This is a genomic window from Neisseria sp. 23W00296 (assembly GCF_044772855.1).
GTDB lineage: Bacteria > Pseudomonadota > Gammaproteobacteria > Burkholderiales > Neisseriaceae > Neisseria.
The window spans coordinates 621,374-635,672 of record NZ_CP173024.1; the positions used below are offsets into that span (position 1 = coordinate 621,374).

Genomic DNA, 14,299 nt, shown 5'->3' on the forward strand with positions numbered 1-14,299 from the left:
CAGGTTTTCAGACGGCCTTTTGCTGCTGTTCAGACGGCCTAACCGCTGATTTTGATATGCCGGTAAAGATAATCGCGGTAGTCGTTCAGCAGGCCTTTGTTGGCGCAGTCTTCCAAGCCGCCGCCGGATAAGCGGCGCATGGCGGTGTTGGCGCGCATGAAGTTGTCTTGCGGGCTTAGGCCGGCGGCTTCGAGTATCAGGCCGCCGAAAAAGGCGAGATCAAGCAGTTCAGGCTGCTCTTGCGGCGCACAGTTCAGGCTGCTGCGGATGGCGGCTTGGGTTACGTAATCGGGGTTGGCGAAGCGGCCTTTTTTGGGTGGGGTGGCGGTTTCAAAGTTGGCCTGATGATCGCCAAAGTAGGCAAACACATAATCGCGCCCGCGCGTTTGCAGCCATGAGTTGAAGGCTTCGGTGGCATCGTTGAGCGCGGCGATGCGCTCGGCGTAGTCGTTTAGGCAGGCGATGGATTTGTCGGAAAGGCCGTCTGAAACCAGTTCGTAACGGTTGGGCGTGTCAGCGCGGTAGGGGCCGTGTTCTTTCATGGTGAGCACGTACACCAGCATCGGCTGGGTGATGTTTTTCAACGCGGGATGGCGTTTGTCCAAAATCATTTGCGCGTATTGCAGCATTTCGTCGCTGCCGATGTGCCACAGGTTTTTGCTCAAAGGCGCGGGGTAGCCCAGCTCTTGCGGCTGGAGCATCAGGTCGAAACCGAAATGGTCGTAGGCGGCTTTGGCGTTGTAATTGCCTTTGGTAAAGGGCGAGAGGGCGACGCAGTAATAGCCTGCGGCTTTGAGGTTGCGGATCAGGCCGCTTTGGATGTGGGGCACGACGGAGTAAAACACGCCGCTGGCGAGCGCGCCGAAATCGGTGGAGGGCAGGCCGGCGAGCAGGGCAAACTCGGATTTCCATGTGCCGCCGCCAAAGGTGTGCACGCGCAGCGGCGCGGCAAAGCGGGTGTCCGCCTGCGGCTCGAACATCGCCAACGGCGGCAGGTTTTCGCTTTGGAAATCAAACCGGTGTGGATTGAGCGTGGATTCCTGCAAGCAGATAACGATGTCGGGCTTGGCGTTTTCAGGCTGCTTTTCGGGTTGTTCAGACGGCCTTTGCGCTTCCAAAAGCTGCTTGAAACGATTGCCGTCGCCGTCAAACTCGGGCGTTTTGAAAAACACGCCGCGACAGGACATCGGCAGGTTGAGAAACACGTCGCGGCCGTCGTCGGGCAGGGAGTCGAGCCACACCTGCACGGCGCGTTTGTCGCGGGTGTAGCGTGCCATCAGCAGCAGGCTGGCGGCGGCGGCGAAGGCGGCGGCGATGCGCCAGATGCCGCCTGCCACGGCGGCGTCCGACCAGCCGAACAGGGCGTAGGCGAGCACGCCGACAAGGCCGGCCACGGCAACGATTGCGCCTTTGTAGTGGGTGAGGGTTTCCCAGTTGCGCCAGTCGAAGGCGAGCAGGAAGTCGGAAACCAAGAGCGGCTGTTTGTAGTAGTGGATTTTCAGGCGGTGGAACAGGATGAGGACGACAAACAGCACGGCGGCGAAGTTGAGGCCGCGCTGCCACTGGCCGCTGGCGGCGAACATCAGCGAGAAGAAGAGGACGAACTGGCAGGCGGCGAAAAAGCGCGTCCAGCGGTAATGGGCTTTGCTGCCGACGGCCAGCGCGGCGGCGGCGAACAGGGCAAGCAGGATGTAGTGCATGGCAATCGTGGCGGGAAAAGGCGGCATTGTAGCCGAAACGGCGGCAGGGCGGGTTTTTAGACGGCTTCTTTAATTTTTCCGCCCTTGCGTAGGGTGTGTGGCTCCGAGGCGACGCACGCGGTTTGTGCCGCGTAACAAATCCGCGCATTTCCCCAAGAAACCGAAACCGCGTGCGTGGCAGAGCCACACACCCTACCCCAATGGCAGAGGCCGTCTGAAAACAGGCAAATGCAGTTTTCAGACGGCCTCTTTTAATGTTTCCGCCCTTGCGTAGGGTGTGCTGCCCCGAGGCGGCGCACGCGTTCTCTGCTGCGCAACCGATCCGCACGTTTCCCCAAAATCCGAAACCGCGTGCGTGCCTGCGGCACACACCCTACTTCAATGGCAGAGGCCGTCTGAAAAAGGCAGCCTGAAAACGGGAAACCTGTTTTTCAGGCTGCCTTTTGGCGTTTGCAAAAGTTACAAACCGTAAAGCGTGCAATATAACTTGTTGTATAATATTGAAATTCTTTTTTTTAAAAATCGTGCACTGCGCAACCGCCGTGCTAGTATTGGCTGCACCGATTTGTTAAACAGGAGTTTTAAATATGAAAAAATTATTGATGGTATGCGTATTGGCCGGTTTGTCAGGCTGTGCCGTTTTGGACGGCAGCTTCGGCAAACCCAAAGCCCCGCCAAAAAGCCGGCAGCAGATTATTGCCGAGTTGAATGCCAAGTATCCGGGCTGCCCTCATATTGAGTCGAATTCAATATATGATCTATATAACGGGGACTGGCTGTGTGCAAAATGGTTGAAACGGGAAAATTCGCCCGAAGGGCAATTGCGCAAGGCTTATGAGGAAGGGCGCATTTCCCATGAGCAGTACTGTTTGGAGGTTATGTCGCAATACGGCTTCCATCCGACTTATGGCTCCGCATATGGCTGTGATATGGATGAAGAGAGGAGAAAGTATTGGGACAGAGTCGAACAAGAGAGGCGTGAAGCTTTGGAATATTATGAAAAAACAAAAGACAAATACCATAAATGCATGAGCAAAGCAGTCCCTCAACAAGGAACGCATAAAGCCATGGAATCTTGCCGGCAAGTGTATACGCCCCGCCGGAAAAACTGATTTTCCCAACAAAGCCCGAAAACTGCCGCAGCCGTTCCGCCCGCAAGGGGAAAACCCGTGCGGAGGGCGGCTTGGGGCGGAAACGGTTTCTGCAATCAAACACAAGGAATCAAACAAATGAGTTCACGACTTATGAAAGAAATCCAACAGGCACAACTGCGCCAGCTTGCCCAATCGCTCCGCTCAATCAAGGAAATGCTGCTTTTGATAGAACCGCTTTTAATTGCAAGAAGCGCAGTGGAACAAGCGGAACTAGAGAAAATCAAAGAATTGCTTTCTCCTGAAGAAAGAGAGGAAATGGAGCGTTATTATGAGGACGAGACATATTGGAACGTTATCGTGTCATGCGAACCTGTAAACGAATGGATTGATAATCTGATACGGGAAATTGACTCTGTGGGCAATTCACTAAATCCCAATGATGCTTTGAAAATCGATTTTGACGCAATCATACGCAAATACCAAAGAATTCTTGATGAAGTGGCAAAGATTCTTAAACTCCTCCATGCGCCCCTGCCTACAAAGGAATCGGTTAAATACACAATAGAAAGAATAAAAAGGAGAAAAGAAGGCAAACGATTGAGAGTCTGAAGCCCCTCGGCTTCGTTCCCGAATTTGGCAGCCGCCGCAAGGCGGCTCCGGAAATGCAGCAATCACTTTAACCACCTATAGGAGTAAAAACCATGTTGAAAAATATCTTAATCGTTGCACTGATGTCTGCTGCCGTGTCTCCGGCATTTGCAGGCAAGGCCAAACATAAAGCTTCGTCTGAAGCAATTTACAGATCGTACCACCTCTTTATATCTCCCGAGAATTATGTGGAAAAACAAAACGGCAAATGAATGTACTGCACCAAAGGCAAAGGCTGCGTTTCCGAAAAAGAATATGGCAAAGGCAAATTGCCCGGTGGCGAGAAGGCTTTTAGAAAACCTGAAACCAATAAAGAAATAGGAGAAGCCCTTTTTAAACAGTTTAAACAGAACCGATAGAAGGCTTTGGAAAAACTTTTTCGGCAATTTCCGCTAATCAAACGCAAAAAGCAGCCTGAACACAGGTGCTTTGTTTTCAGGCTGCTTTTGCGGTTTCGGCTGCGCCGAGGCCGCGCTTTCAGACGGCCTATCCGCAAATCAGGCGTAACGCCGTTGAATTTATGAATATTACGGGAAAAATAAAATGAAATTCCGAAAATCCCTGATCGCATTATGTGTGTCTTGCGCCCTGCTTTCCGCCTGCGGCTCGGGCGGCAGCGGTTCGGGCACGACATCAATGCCCAATGTCAACACAGACCCCAATGCGGGCGGGCGCGCCGTTCCGCAAATGAACGGCAAATTCAAAGGGCAGCGCAATTTTGCCCAAGATTCCAATGCAGACCGTGCCGCCGCCAACGGCAACGGGGCAACCATTCTGTTGTCGGATACCGGCGTGGACATGGGTGTGGCGGATAAATTGTCCATTCATGTCGAAAAGGAAATGGTGCATATCGATGATGATAAAAACATTTTCCGCACCGCTACCCGTCAAACCAATTCGCCGCACGGCACTTCTATGGTGCAAATCATGTCGCAACACGGGGCGAATGGTGCAAAAGTGGCGGTTGTAGGGCATATAACAGGCGTGGCAACCACCCGAGACATTGCCCAAGCCGAACTGGAAGCATTGAAAAACCGCAATGATGTGGCGGTGATTAACCAGTCTTTCGGCCTGGAAGACCAGGATTACAGCAAAATCGACAAATACCCCAGCATTGTTGCCCGCTATGCCGAAATTGTCCGCACGAAAAACCCTTTAATCGTTAAGGCTGCGGGCAACAGCGGGCAAGCCAATCCGGGTGTTGACTCCGTGCTTTATATGAACGGCACGGAAAACGCCAAAATTGTCGAACGCAACTGGCTGATTGCCACCGGAATGAAAGACGGCGATGTCAACCGCAACAGATGCGGCCTTGCCAAAGACAACTGCATTGCCGTAAACGAAACCCATCGTGTCGAGCAAAACGGCAAAAGCGTCCTGACCGGCGGTTCTTCCAATGCCGCTGCCGTGGTATCCGCCACCGCCGCCCGCATCAAATCGCGTTTCGACTGGATGGGCGGGGCCGAGCTCAAACGCAGTATTATTTCCACTGCCGACGATGCCGGCAATAAAGGCGTAGATTCCATATTCGGCGTCGGCATACTGAACGAACCCCGCGCGTTGGGCGGATACGGCAAAGTCAACGGGCAGGAAGTTTTGAATGTTGCCGGAAAAAAACGCGAATACTTCTTCGACAACGACATCACCGGCACGGGCGGCATCACCAAAAACGGCTCGGCTTCCCTGATTCTGATGGGCAGGAATACTTAATAACGGGGAAAACGTGGTCAACAACGGTTCGCTGGTGCTGGCCTCCGCCAACACCGCCGCAAACCGTGTGAACAGCAACGGGCGTTTGGTGGTGGGCGCGAACCCTTCCGACGACATTACCAGCGGCTCGGTTACGCTGAACGGAGGCAGGCTGTCTGCCGAAACCGCCAACGATTTCATTGTAAACGGCAATCTCGCGGTAAAAGGCGGCACGGTGGACAAAGCCGTCGGCTCGGCGATAAAAGTCAGCGGCAAGGCTGACATTTCCGGCAACAGCACTTTAAATGTAACCGGCGCATACAAAGGCTATGTCAGCAAGGCGGGGCAGCAGGCAACCCTGTTGAGTGCCGACGCCATCAACGGCAGGTTCGCCAATGTGGCGGACAAAACCAACGGTTTGATTGACAGCAGTGTGCATCAGAGCGCAAGCGACATTACGGTTACGCTGAAACGCAATGATGTGGGCACGGTTGTCCCCCAATCCGCATACAGCGGCGCGAAAGCCGATGCAACAAAGCTCGAAGAGGTATTCCGCCGCTTTGATACAGCCAAAGACAACGGCACTTTGACCAAAGCCCAAGAAAATTCCGCTGCGGTGTACACCAACAGCACCAATATGACCGCCACGCTGTTTGAACAAGGCACGGCCACCCGCCGCCACAGCCTGCAAAACCGTATCGACCAAGAACTAATGCAGAACAGCCGCTTTGCCGGCCGTTTGCAGGATGTCCGCTACGGCGGCAATGCATGGGTTGACTACACCGGCTCCGCAGCCAAACTGGATACAGACGGCATCAGCGGCAAAAGCCATGAAAACAACTTCGGCATCGGCGCGAGCAAACGCTTTGGCAGACATTTGTTCGCCGCTGCGGCCAACCGTTTTGAAAGCCGTTGGAGCGAACGCTTCGCCGGTGTTGAAAAAACACTGGAAAACGACGGTTACGGCGTGGATTTCGGCTACGGCTACCTGCTCGGCAACGGTTTCGACCTGTTTGCCACCGCCGCTTGGAACCACATCGACAACGGCAGGTTGTACGGCTTCGGCCTCGGCGCAGGCAAAGCATTCTCTTGGGACAAATGGTTTCTGCGTCCCGAAATCGGTCTGCAATATGTCCGCGCCCGTACCAAAAATACGGATGTGTCGGCCACCCAATACCTCGACCGTTTGGACAGCAATGCCGCAGCCGCCGCAATGGGCGTGCATGCCGCTTATTCGGTCGGCAGGCACTTTGCCTTGTTCGGCAAAGCCAATGTGGTGCGCGACCTGCACAACAAAACCGCAGAGCGCGCCACCGTTAAAGGAACAGGCGTTACCGTGTCCGACAGCGAAAGCAAACGCCGCACCCGCGCCGGTATCGAAATCGGTGCGCTTTATCAAACCGATGACAATTGGAGTTTCAGCGCAGGCGTGCGCCACGACCGCGCATCGCACTGGCACAACACGGTGGTCAATGCCGGTTTGAAATACCGTTTCTGATATATGGAAATCACAGCGTTGCCTGCGCTTTTCGGATGCAGGCCAAACCGGCAGGTTTCGCCGCTTGTCGGGAATAAGCAGCCTGAAAAGTGCAAACAACGCAGTCTTTTCCAAATTACCCCCAACCCAACCGCTGGGTTAAAACAGCAGTCTGATTTTGATTAAATTTTTTTCGGAGAAAAATCATGCCTGAAAATATGCCCCAAACCAAACAAATCTTCTCGCAATGCAGCCAGGAAGCGAAGGAAGCCATATATGAAATACTACAAACTGGCTATTTGGATATTTCCAAAAAGATAAACTTTATTCTAAATAAAAAACATAAAATAATAGAACAAATTAACTATTTAGAATTAGAACGAAAAACCAATGCTCGCGAAGCAATAAAATCCTATACTAAAAATATTAAAATAGCAGAAAATAATATTTATAAGTGTAGTAATTTTATAAATAATTTTACTGGGATTCAGGATAAGTTGAATAAATTAGCTGATGGCAATCAAAAAAATACAAAATTCTTCTTCCTTATTGTTATTTTTGAGGTGGTGTTTTTCAATTTACCTATCAACATTGAAACTTGGCTTTGGGCTTCAATAATGATCATAGCAGTACTTTTTCAATTATGTTTTCTATATAACATTAGTAATAATTTAAAAAATAAAAATAAATATCATATTAAAAAATATAGAATGGCAATGGGATTAACGTTAGAATACTGTGATAATGAGCTCCGCTTCCCCCCATCTGATTCATACAACCTAATAGAAGATGTGCGCGAGTTATATACACTTTCAATAGAAAGTTACTTAGGACGCGAAAAAGAATACGATGAAAAAATAATTCAAGAAATTGAAAAAACAATTAAACGTTATGAAAATACCATGGAATTTTATAAATCAGAATGTGAACGTTTTGAAAATATGTATAAAGATTATGAAAATGAAATATCGTTACTTAAATCTGAATTAAATGATTTAGACACGGAACAAGAGAACTTCTCTTCATCTCAGGAATTTCAAAAACTTGCCCACTACCCAACAGAATATGTGATGGCAATCAAAGAGGGAAACAGCATTTATTTTGACCTGACTATTGAATTTCTCAATACCCGTCAGGCCGACACATTGAAAGAAGCCTTTGCTTTGGTGAAAGATTTTGTTTACAAGCGTCAAAATAAGATGATGCAGCAAAAAATGATGCAGCGGCTTAATAACCAGGCGATGTATTTCCAAGAAAACATATCGCAACTGTCCGACAGCATGAACAGTGTTTTAGCCGAGTCCAAGCGGGCAAATAAAAACATACAGTCTGCAATATCTGCCTCCCAAAATGCCGAAAATGCGGCAAGAAACGCAATATCTTCAGCCAATGCGGCAACCGTCGCTGCCAATTACGCAGCCGGCATGGCAAACTATTCGATAAATATATCCCGAAACAAATAACGCCCTTGCGGAGCGGGCAGCTTATTGCCTGCCAATCCCCGAACAATTCGGGATAAAACAAGGCAGGCAATAAATGCCGCTCCGCATTTCTGTTTCTTATCAATTTTTATCAAATGAGACAGGCAAAATGATGTTTATCCCTACCCGAAAATTTTTCAAACCGTTTAATGCCGCTTTGGCCGCCCTGCTGCTGGCTTGCGCCGCCCCTGCTTAGGCAGAGGACATCGAAGCGCAATTCCGACAAGCCAATGCTGCTTATCAGGCAGGCAATTACCAACAGGCATTTCACTTAATGCAGCCGCTTGCCCAGCAAGGCATTATTGTTAGCGCACAACATAATTTGGGTCTGCTGTATTTCCACGGCAGAGGCGTGGCGCAAAATTATCAGCAGGCCGCAGCGTGGTTTCAAAAAGCGGCCGATCAAGGATATGCCGACTCGCAATTCAACTTGGGCATCATGTCTGCCGAGGGACTGGGCATGATGCAGAACCATCAGCAGGCCGCAACGTGGTTTCAAAAAGCCGCCGGTCAAGGACATGCCGATGCGCAATTCCGTTTGGCCAAACTGTATGCTTGGGGACTGGGCGTGCTGCAAAACCATCATCAGGCCGCAGCGTGGTTTCAAAAAGCAGCTGAACAAGGGCATGCCAAAGCGCAAGTCTATTTGGGTTCGATGTATCGCACAGGCGACGGCGTAAAGCGGAATTATCAGCAAGCCTTAGCGTGGTATCGGAAAGCGGCTGATCAAGGACAGGCCGACGCGCAAAATAAGTTGGGGATAATGTATGCAGCAGGAGAGGGCGTGGCGAAAAATGATCAGCAATCCATAGAATGGTTTAACAAAGTACTGGCGCAGCCTGATATGCCCCAAAATGCCCAAGCCAAAGACAGTGCTACGGCACAGATGGCTTTTGCAGTACTACGTAAGCCCCTGATACTCCAAAAAAGGCTCAATTCAAAGAACGTGCCACGGTAGAGATGTCTTTTGCAGTAATACGTGCTCATTAACCGTCTTGCGTTGAGTCATGCGCAGTCTGCGGCCGCATCGGAGGCCGTCTGAAAAACCCGCAATACGGTTTTCAGACGGCCTTTCGTTTTTCCAACACGCAAACGGCTGCCGAGCCGAAATCGCGTGCATGGCTTGCGCCACATGCCCTACTTCAATGGCAGAGGCCGTCTGAAAACAGGCAGACGCGGTTTTCAGGCTGCCTTACGGTTTTCGGTACGCGTCCAGCAGCGGGGCGGCGAAGGGTGTCCAGACGACGGAGCGCAGGCCGCTTTCGGCGAGGCGGCGGTTGAGCCAGCTGTTGCAGGTATTGAAGAGGTGGTAGCGGCCTTCGGCTTCGTAGAAGGCGTCGTCGGCGGTGTAGTGTGCGGCGGCGACGGGCAGGGTTCGGCCGTTTTGCCGTTTGAAGTGTGCGGCGAGGTTTTCGGCGAGGCGGCGGTATTGGCGGCGGGAGACGGTGAAGCGGACGGTGTGTTCTCCTTCGGCGGGCGGCGCGGTGTAGTAGACGGTGTGGATCAGGGTTTGGTTGGCGCCGCTGAGGGCGCGGAGGGCGGTGGCGGCGGTGAGGTCGCGCCAGCGCGGGGTGTTGAGGTAGAAATTGCGCTCGCCCCAGCCGAGGGCGATGTGGCGGTAGGCGGCGCCGTTTTTGCCGCCCGTGGTGTGTTCGGGCGGTGCGGCGGTGCGCCAGTCGAAGGCGGGGTCGGTGAGCGGCATGACGATGTCGGCGTGCGCGCCGTTGCTGTGCAGGTAGAGGGTGACTTCGCCGCCGCTTTCGTTTTCGCGGCAGACAAGGGAGGAGAGTATCCAGGCGGCGGCGAAATAGGCGGCAAGGACGGCGGTGGTTTTGGACAGGGCTTTGCGGATGTTCATGGCGGTTTGCGGGGAGGCCGTCTGAAAGTATGTTTGGACGGCAGGGCGTGTTGACATTTAACTTTTGCAGCGGATTTTGCGGCATAAAACGGCAGATGCAAGGAGAAAATGTGAGCCTATGCGTCCATAGGAGAGTATTTTCAACGCGGCAGATGCCGTTTTAGGACGGAAAAGCCGCCAAAATGTTGATTGTTAACACGCCCTATTGCCGCCCTTCCACGTCGATAATCCATACTTCCGACTGCGAACCCAGCCGCAGGGGGATGCCCCAGAAGCCGTAACCCGATGTGACGAAAAAGTGGCCGTTGCCGATTTTTTCGTAGCCGTAGTGCAGGCGGTAGAGGGTGCGGACGATGAGGTTGGCGGGGGCGATTTGGCCGTTGTGGACGTGGCCGGACACTTGGATGTCTACCGGCAGGCGGCTGTGTTCTTCGATTTGCGTCGGGCGGTGGTCGAGGAGGATGACGGGCAGGGCGGTATTTTGGCCGGACAACAGTTTGCGGGTGCTTGGGCGGCGTTTGTCGAGGTCGTCGTTGCGGCCGACGATTAAGAGGCTGTTTTTCTCGACGGCGCGGTTGGCCAATACTTGGATGCCCGCTTTTTCCAGTTCTTCGTACACTTCGCGCTCGTCGCCGAGGAAGTCGTGGTTGCCGAGGGTGGCGTAGACGCCGAGCGGGGCAGCGAGTTTGGCCAGGTGCGGGCGCATATTTTCGCGGCGGTAGGCTTGTACGTTGTCGTCCATCAGATCGCCCGGCAGCAGGATGAGGTCGGGCTTTTCCTTGTTCATGATGTCGGCGAGGCGGTCGAGCTGGCGGCCGCCGAAGAGGATGCCCAGGTGGGTGTCGCTGGCCATGCCGATACGCAGCGGCTTGGCGAGTTTTTTGTTGATAACGATTTTTTGATGGCGGACGACGGGGGTGTAGGCGTTGTAGAGGCCGAAGGCGAACAGGGCGAGGACGGCCAGCGGTGCGAACAGGCGCAGGGCGCGGGCAAGGCGGGCTTCGGGCAGCAGGCGGCGCAGCAGCAAATGGAGCAGGAAGGTGGCGAGGGCGGCATACATCACGAAAAGCAGCAGCACCATCCAGAATGCCATGGCTCGGAAGATGAAATGACCCAGTTGCAGCAGAAGGCCGGCAAGGAGGCCGTCTGAAACGAAAAAGGCCAGCACCATCAGCCAAATGCGGCCGCGCCGCGCTAGAAACGGGGCGAGCAGCCATTGCAGCGAACGCCCTAGCCCGAAGGTGAAGAGCTGGAGGACGATGACGACGAGGACGAAGATTTCTGGGTGGTTCATGGGCGGTTTCGGTTTGTGCTGCGGGGGTAACTTCGTTGGGCTTCGTTTTCAGACGGCCTGATAACGGGAGATACCGTTTTTGTCTGCGCTCCTGTGGGGCATAAACGCGGATATGGCGTCGGCGGGGCGGATTTGCTTTCAGACGGCCTGTCCTTCATATGATGGTGCGACCTCACTGCGCCTGTGCGGCTGAGGCGCTTTGTTCGGGCGGGGCGGCGTTTGCGGCCGCTTCTTTCGTTTTGTCTTTGCTTTGAACCTGCGGTTCGGGAATCGGTTCGGCGGCGGGGGCGGGCAGGGCGAGGTCTTGCAGCAGGTGGCGGTATTCCTGCGAGTGGGCGAGCAGGGCGCGGCCGGCTTCTTTGAGGTTGTTCACGTCGTGGGCGGGCAGGTAGAAGCTGGTGGGAATGTTGAGGACGTTGCGGCGCAGCGCGGAGTCGGGCAGGTCGCGCAGGTTGAGGCTGACGAAATACATGTCCACCGATTTGCCGGTGTTTTTGCCGCTTTTGACGTCGGCGTTCCATTGGTCGACGAAGGCGCGGAAGCGGCGCAGGGTTTCCTGCGAGTAGCGGTCGATGGGGATGTCGACGATGGCCTGGGTGACGGCGCGCAGGCCGGGCACGTTGGCGGAGGCGTCGATTTCGTTGGCGGGGTCGTTTTGCGCGTTGACGTTGATGATGACGATTTTGTTCAGGCGGCGGCTGCCGATGAGGGAATAGAGGGTGTTGCCGTAGAGTTCGTTGATGTCTAAAAGGCTGCGCAGGCCGAGGTTGTCGGTGAGGCCGCCGTCGAGCAGGTGGATGTAGGGGCGTTTTTTGCTGTCTTGGTAGGTGACGACGTTCTGCACCAGCATTTCGAGGCGGGTTTTCTGTTGCAGTTTGTCTTCACCGCCTTCGCCGCTGACGGCTTCGATAACGCGTTCGGGCAGGCGGTAGCCGCAGTTGCCGCCGTTGTTGTTGAGGGTGAGCGGGGAGAAGACGAGGGGCACGGCGCTGGATGCGGCAACGGCGCGGGCGACCGGCAGGTCGGAGAGGTTGAGGCACATCGCGTCGAAATATTCCTGTGTGAATTCGAAGCGGTTGCCCACCGACATGTCGGTGGCGGTGATGACGGCGAACGGGCCTTTGCGCCGCGCGGCCAAATCGCCGAAGGTGGTGTTTTTGAACAGGGTGCTTTCAAACTGTTCCTGCAACAGGTCGCCGCGCCCGAATTCCGGCGAGGTGAGGCGCGGCAGGTTGGCGAAGGAGAAAAATTGTTTGGAAACCTGGCGCTGGAAGTTCTGTTTCAGGAAGCGGCGCTCGAAGGCGGGCACGGTGTCCTTGCCGTGCAGCGAGAAATAGGCCGCCAATACCGAGCCGCCGGAGACGCCGTAAACGACGTCGACGGCTTCGAGCATGGTCTGCCGTTTGCCGCTGCCGTAGATTTCCTGTTTGTCCAGCTCTTCGAGCACGCCGTAGCCCAGCGCCGCCGCGCGCGTGCCGCCGCCGGAAAACATCAGCACCACCAACATGTCGTCGCCGGCAATGGTTTTCTGATAGGCGGTTTCCAGCCGGTAGCCGCTGTTGCGGTCGATACGGCCGATGGTTTCGACTGGGCGGTATTGGAATTTGGCGCAGGCCGAAAGGGCGAGCAGCGCGGCCAGCAGCAGCGGGGCTTTGAGGCCGTCTGAAAAACGTCTGTTCATTTTGGTTTCCCTAAAACCCGTTCCGCCGCACGTTTGCGGGCAGGCGGATTCCTAATATATGAAAAGCTTTCAGACGGCCTGTGCTGCAAAGGGCCGTCTGAAAGCGGCGGGGCTTTTTATTGCGCCTTTTCGCCGATTTTCCCTTCCCTGCCCGCCAGCAGGTTTCGGATATTGCTTTTGTGGCGCCAGAGCACCAAAACGGCAATGGCGGCGGTTGCCGCCGTCCACGACGGATAAGGCATGAACAGCAAGGCCGCCACCGGGCTGAACAGCGTGGCCGCCAGCGCCGCCAGCGAGGAGACGCGGAAGCCGAAGGCCACAACCAGCCACACCGCCGCGCACACCAAAGCCGTCGGCCACGACAGCGCCAGCAGCACGCCCAGCGCCGTTGCCACGCCTTTGCCGCCCTTAAAGCCGAAAAACAGCGGCCACATATGGCCGATCAGCGCTGCCAGAGCCGAGAGCGCGATGGTTGGCGTGGACAGCGCGAGCGGCACCCACAGCGCCTTGGCCAGCAGCACCGCCGCCGTGCCTTTGAGCGCGTCGCCCAATAAAGTGAGCGCGGCGGCCTTTTTCCTGCCGCTGCGCAAAACGTTGGTCGCGCCCGGATTGCCCGAGCCGTAGGTGCGCGGATCGTCCATGCCCGAGAGCTTCGATACAATCACCGCAAACGACAGCGAGCCGATCAGATAAGCCGCCGCCACAACCAAGAAATCAAACATGGTTTGTCCGTATTGTTTTAAAATCCGCGGCATTCTATCCGAAAACGGAGTGCGGCAAAATGGACAAAATCTTCCTCCGCGGCATGAAGGCCGATACCCTGATCGGCGTGTACGACTGGGAGCGCAGGCAGCCGCAAACGCTCGTTATCGATCTCGACATCGGCCTGCCCCCGCGCGGCGGTAGCGACGACATCGTCGACACGGTGCACTACGGCGAAGTGTGCGAAGCGGTGCGCGAAAGCCTGCACGGGCAGCAGTTTTTCCTGATCGAAACGCTGGCGGAACACATCACCGATCTGGTGCTCTCCGACTTTCCCGCCGTGTGGGTGAGGGTGCGGCTGGTCAAGCCTGGCATCCTGCCCGACGTGCACGAAGTCGGCGTGGAAATCGAGCGGGAAAAGGCCGTCTGAAAAACGCAAGGCCGTCTGCACGGGCGGCAATGCCCGTTTCAGACGGCCTCTTTACGCAGCGATACGGGAAACTGCCTGAATTTCAGGCAGTTTTATTCGATAACTGTTGTTTTTTGCGTTTTTTGCCGGGGAAAAACGATTTTCCCCGTTTATTGCTTGACTACATTGCTTAACATAGGTAAAAAGACGGTTAAGCCCGACTCGGACAATTACTCTAAAACGGAAAATGCGTCTTACGGTAATAC

Annotated in this window: 16 protein-coding genes; 11 read left to right on the forward strand and 5 right to left on the reverse strand. The window is 54.5% G+C overall.

All coding sequences use genetic code 11. The features are described from left to right. Window positions 1–38: 38 nt before the first annotated feature. Complete coding sequence (locus tag ACG2K1_RS03185; protein ID WP_395428949.1) at window positions 39–1,700, reverse strand: LTA synthase family protein; 1,662 nt, start codon at window positions 1,698–1,700, stop codon at window positions 39–41. A 124-nt stretch (window positions 1,701–1,824) separates the two neighbouring features. Between ACG2K1_RS03185 and ACG2K1_RS03190 the strand changes: the two genes are divergently transcribed. From ACG2K1_RS03190 to ACG2K1_RS03235, 10 genes are all read left to right on the forward strand, one after another. Continuing rightward, the gene (locus ACG2K1_RS03190) at window positions 1,825–1,974 is read left to right on the forward strand and encodes a hypothetical protein (RefSeq protein ID WP_395428950.1); all 150 of its coding nucleotides are present in this window, start codon (window positions 1,825–1,827) and stop codon (window positions 1,972–1,974) included. A gap of 313 nt (window positions 1,975–2,287) precedes the next feature. Then, entirely contained in the window at window positions 2,288–2,812 is a 525-nt protein-coding gene (locus ACG2K1_RS03195) for a hypothetical protein (protein ID WP_395428951.1), read from the forward strand. Window positions 2,813–2,929: 117 nt separating this feature from the next. Then, window positions 2,930–3,403 (forward strand): hypothetical protein, encoded by a 474-nt coding sequence (locus ACG2K1_RS03200; RefSeq protein ID WP_395428952.1) that lies wholly within the window; start codon window positions 2,930–2,932, stop codon window positions 3,401–3,403. A 92-nt stretch (window positions 3,404–3,495) separates the two neighbouring features. Beyond that, a complete protein-coding gene (locus ACG2K1_RS03205) occupies window positions 3,496–3,654 on the forward strand; it encodes a hypothetical protein (protein WP_395428953.1) in 159 nt (52 codons plus the stop codon). Next, complete coding sequence (locus ACG2K1_RS03210; protein WP_395428954.1) at window positions 3,655–3,801, forward strand: hypothetical protein; 147 nt, start codon at window positions 3,655–3,657, stop codon at window positions 3,799–3,801. Window positions 3,802–3,985: 184 nt separating this feature from the next. Next, the gene (locus ACG2K1_RS03215) at window positions 3,986–5,152 is read left to right on the forward strand and encodes a S8 family serine peptidase (RefSeq protein WP_395428955.1); all 1,167 of its coding nucleotides are present in this window, start codon (window positions 3,986–3,988) and stop codon (window positions 5,150–5,152) included. Between the two features lie 13 nt (window positions 5,153–5,165). Next, on the forward strand, window positions 5,166–6,629 hold the full coding sequence (locus ACG2K1_RS03220) for a hypothetical protein (RefSeq protein ID WP_395428956.1): 1,464 nt from the start codon (window positions 5,166–5,168) through the stop codon (window positions 6,627–6,629). A 185-nt stretch (window positions 6,630–6,814) separates the two neighbouring features. Continuing rightward, the gene (locus tag ACG2K1_RS03225) at window positions 6,815–8,071 is read left to right on the forward strand and encodes a hypothetical protein (RefSeq protein ID WP_395428957.1); all 1,257 of its coding nucleotides are present in this window, start codon (window positions 6,815–6,817) and stop codon (window positions 8,069–8,071) included. Between the two features lie 73 nt (window positions 8,072–8,144). After that, a complete protein-coding gene (locus ACG2K1_RS03230; protein ID WP_395428958.1) occupies window positions 8,145–8,285 on the forward strand; it encodes a hypothetical protein in 141 nt (46 codons plus the stop codon). A gap of 78 nt (window positions 8,286–8,363) precedes the next feature. Continuing rightward, the gene (locus ACG2K1_RS03235) at window positions 8,364–9,047 is read left to right on the forward strand and encodes a tetratricopeptide repeat protein (RefSeq protein WP_395428959.1); all 684 of its coding nucleotides are present in this window, start codon (window positions 8,364–8,366) and stop codon (window positions 9,045–9,047) included. Window positions 9,048–9,281: 234 nt separating this feature from the next. On the opposite strand, the gene ACG2K1_RS03240 is transcribed toward ACG2K1_RS03235, so the two are convergent. The 4 genes from ACG2K1_RS03240 to plsY all read right to left on the reverse strand — a co-directional run bounded on the left by ACG2K1_RS03240 (window position 9,282) and on the right by plsY (window position 13,644). Further along, window positions 9,282–9,947 carry a TIGR02117 family protein gene (locus ACG2K1_RS03240; protein ID WP_395429028.1) on the reverse strand — a complete coding sequence of 222 codons (666 nt, stop codon included), beginning with the start codon at window positions 9,945–9,947 and terminating at the stop codon, window positions 9,282–9,284. Window positions 9,948–10,149: 202 nt separating this feature from the next. Next, a complete protein-coding gene (locus ACG2K1_RS03245; RefSeq protein ID WP_395428960.1) occupies window positions 10,150–11,241 on the reverse strand; it encodes a metallophosphoesterase in 1,092 nt (363 codons plus the stop codon). A 172-nt stretch (window positions 11,242–11,413) separates the two neighbouring features. Then, window positions 11,414–12,922, reverse strand: coding sequence for a patatin-like phospholipase family protein (locus ACG2K1_RS03250; RefSeq protein WP_009425729.1), 1,509 nt, complete (start codon window positions 12,920–12,922; stop codon window positions 11,414–11,416). A 116-nt stretch (window positions 12,923–13,038) separates the two neighbouring features. After that, the gene (plsY, locus tag ACG2K1_RS03255) at window positions 13,039–13,644 is read right to left on the reverse strand and encodes a glycerol-3-phosphate 1-O-acyltransferase PlsY (protein ID WP_036495819.1); all 606 of its coding nucleotides are present in this window, start codon (window positions 13,642–13,644) and stop codon (window positions 13,039–13,041) included. A 59-nt stretch (window positions 13,645–13,703) separates the two neighbouring features. Here plsY and folB point away from each other — a divergent pair, with 59 nt between their 5' ends. Further along, window positions 13,704–14,054: a dihydroneopterin aldolase gene (folB, locus tag ACG2K1_RS03260; RefSeq protein WP_395428961.1), complete on the forward strand. Its 351-nt coding sequence runs from the start codon at window positions 13,704–13,706 to the stop codon at window positions 14,052–14,054. Window positions 14,055–14,299 lie beyond the last annotated feature (245 nt).

Excerpts from the sequence above, each read along its gene's own strand:
- ACG2K1_RS03185 (WP_395428949.1), bottom strand. The coding sequence starts at position 1,700 with ATGCACTACATCCTGCTTGCCCTGTTCGCCGCCGCCGCGCTGGCCGTC.
- ACG2K1_RS03195 (WP_395428951.1), top strand. The coding sequence starts at position 2,288 with ATGAAAAAATTATTGATGGTATGCGTATTGGCCGGTTTGTCAGGCTGT.
- ACG2K1_RS03200 (WP_395428952.1), top strand. The coding sequence starts at position 2,930 with ATGAGTTCACGACTTATGAAAGAAATCCAACAGGCACAACTGCGCCAG.
- ACG2K1_RS03205 (WP_395428953.1), top strand. The coding sequence starts at position 3,496 with ATGTTGAAAAATATCTTAATCGTTGCACTGATGTCTGCTGCCGTGTCT.
- ACG2K1_RS03210 (WP_395428954.1), top strand. The coding sequence starts at position 3,655 with ATGTACTGCACCAAAGGCAAAGGCTGCGTTTCCGAAAAAGAATATGGC.
- ACG2K1_RS03215 (WP_395428955.1), top strand. The coding sequence starts at position 3,986 with ATGAAATTCCGAAAATCCCTGATCGCATTATGTGTGTCTTGCGCCCTG.
- ACG2K1_RS03225 (WP_395428957.1), top strand. The coding sequence starts at position 6,815 with ATGCCTGAAAATATGCCCCAAACCAAACAAATCTTCTCGCAATGCAGC.
- ACG2K1_RS03230 (WP_395428958.1), top strand. The coding sequence starts at position 8,145 with ATGCCGCTCCGCATTTCTGTTTCTTATCAATTTTTATCAAATGAGACA.
- ACG2K1_RS03235 (WP_395428959.1), top strand. The coding sequence starts at position 8,364 with ATGCAGCCGCTTGCCCAGCAAGGCATTATTGTTAGCGCACAACATAAT.
- ACG2K1_RS03240 (WP_395429028.1), bottom strand. The coding sequence starts at position 9,947 with ATGAACATCCGCAAAGCCCTGTCCAAAACCACCGCCGTCCTTGCCGCC.
- ACG2K1_RS03245 (WP_395428960.1), bottom strand. The coding sequence starts at position 11,241 with ATGAACCACCCAGAAATCTTCGTCCTCGTCGTCATCGTCCTCCAGCTC.
- ACG2K1_RS03250 (WP_009425729.1), bottom strand. The coding sequence starts at position 12,922 with ATGAACAGACGTTTTTCAGACGGCCTCAAAGCCCCGCTGCTGCTGGCC.
- plsY (WP_036495819.1), bottom strand. The coding sequence starts at position 13,644 with ATGTTTGATTTCTTGGTTGTGGCGGCGGCTTATCTGATCGGCTCGCTG.
- folB (WP_395428961.1), top strand. The coding sequence starts at position 13,704 with ATGGACAAAATCTTCCTCCGCGGCATGAAGGCCGATACCCTGATCGGC.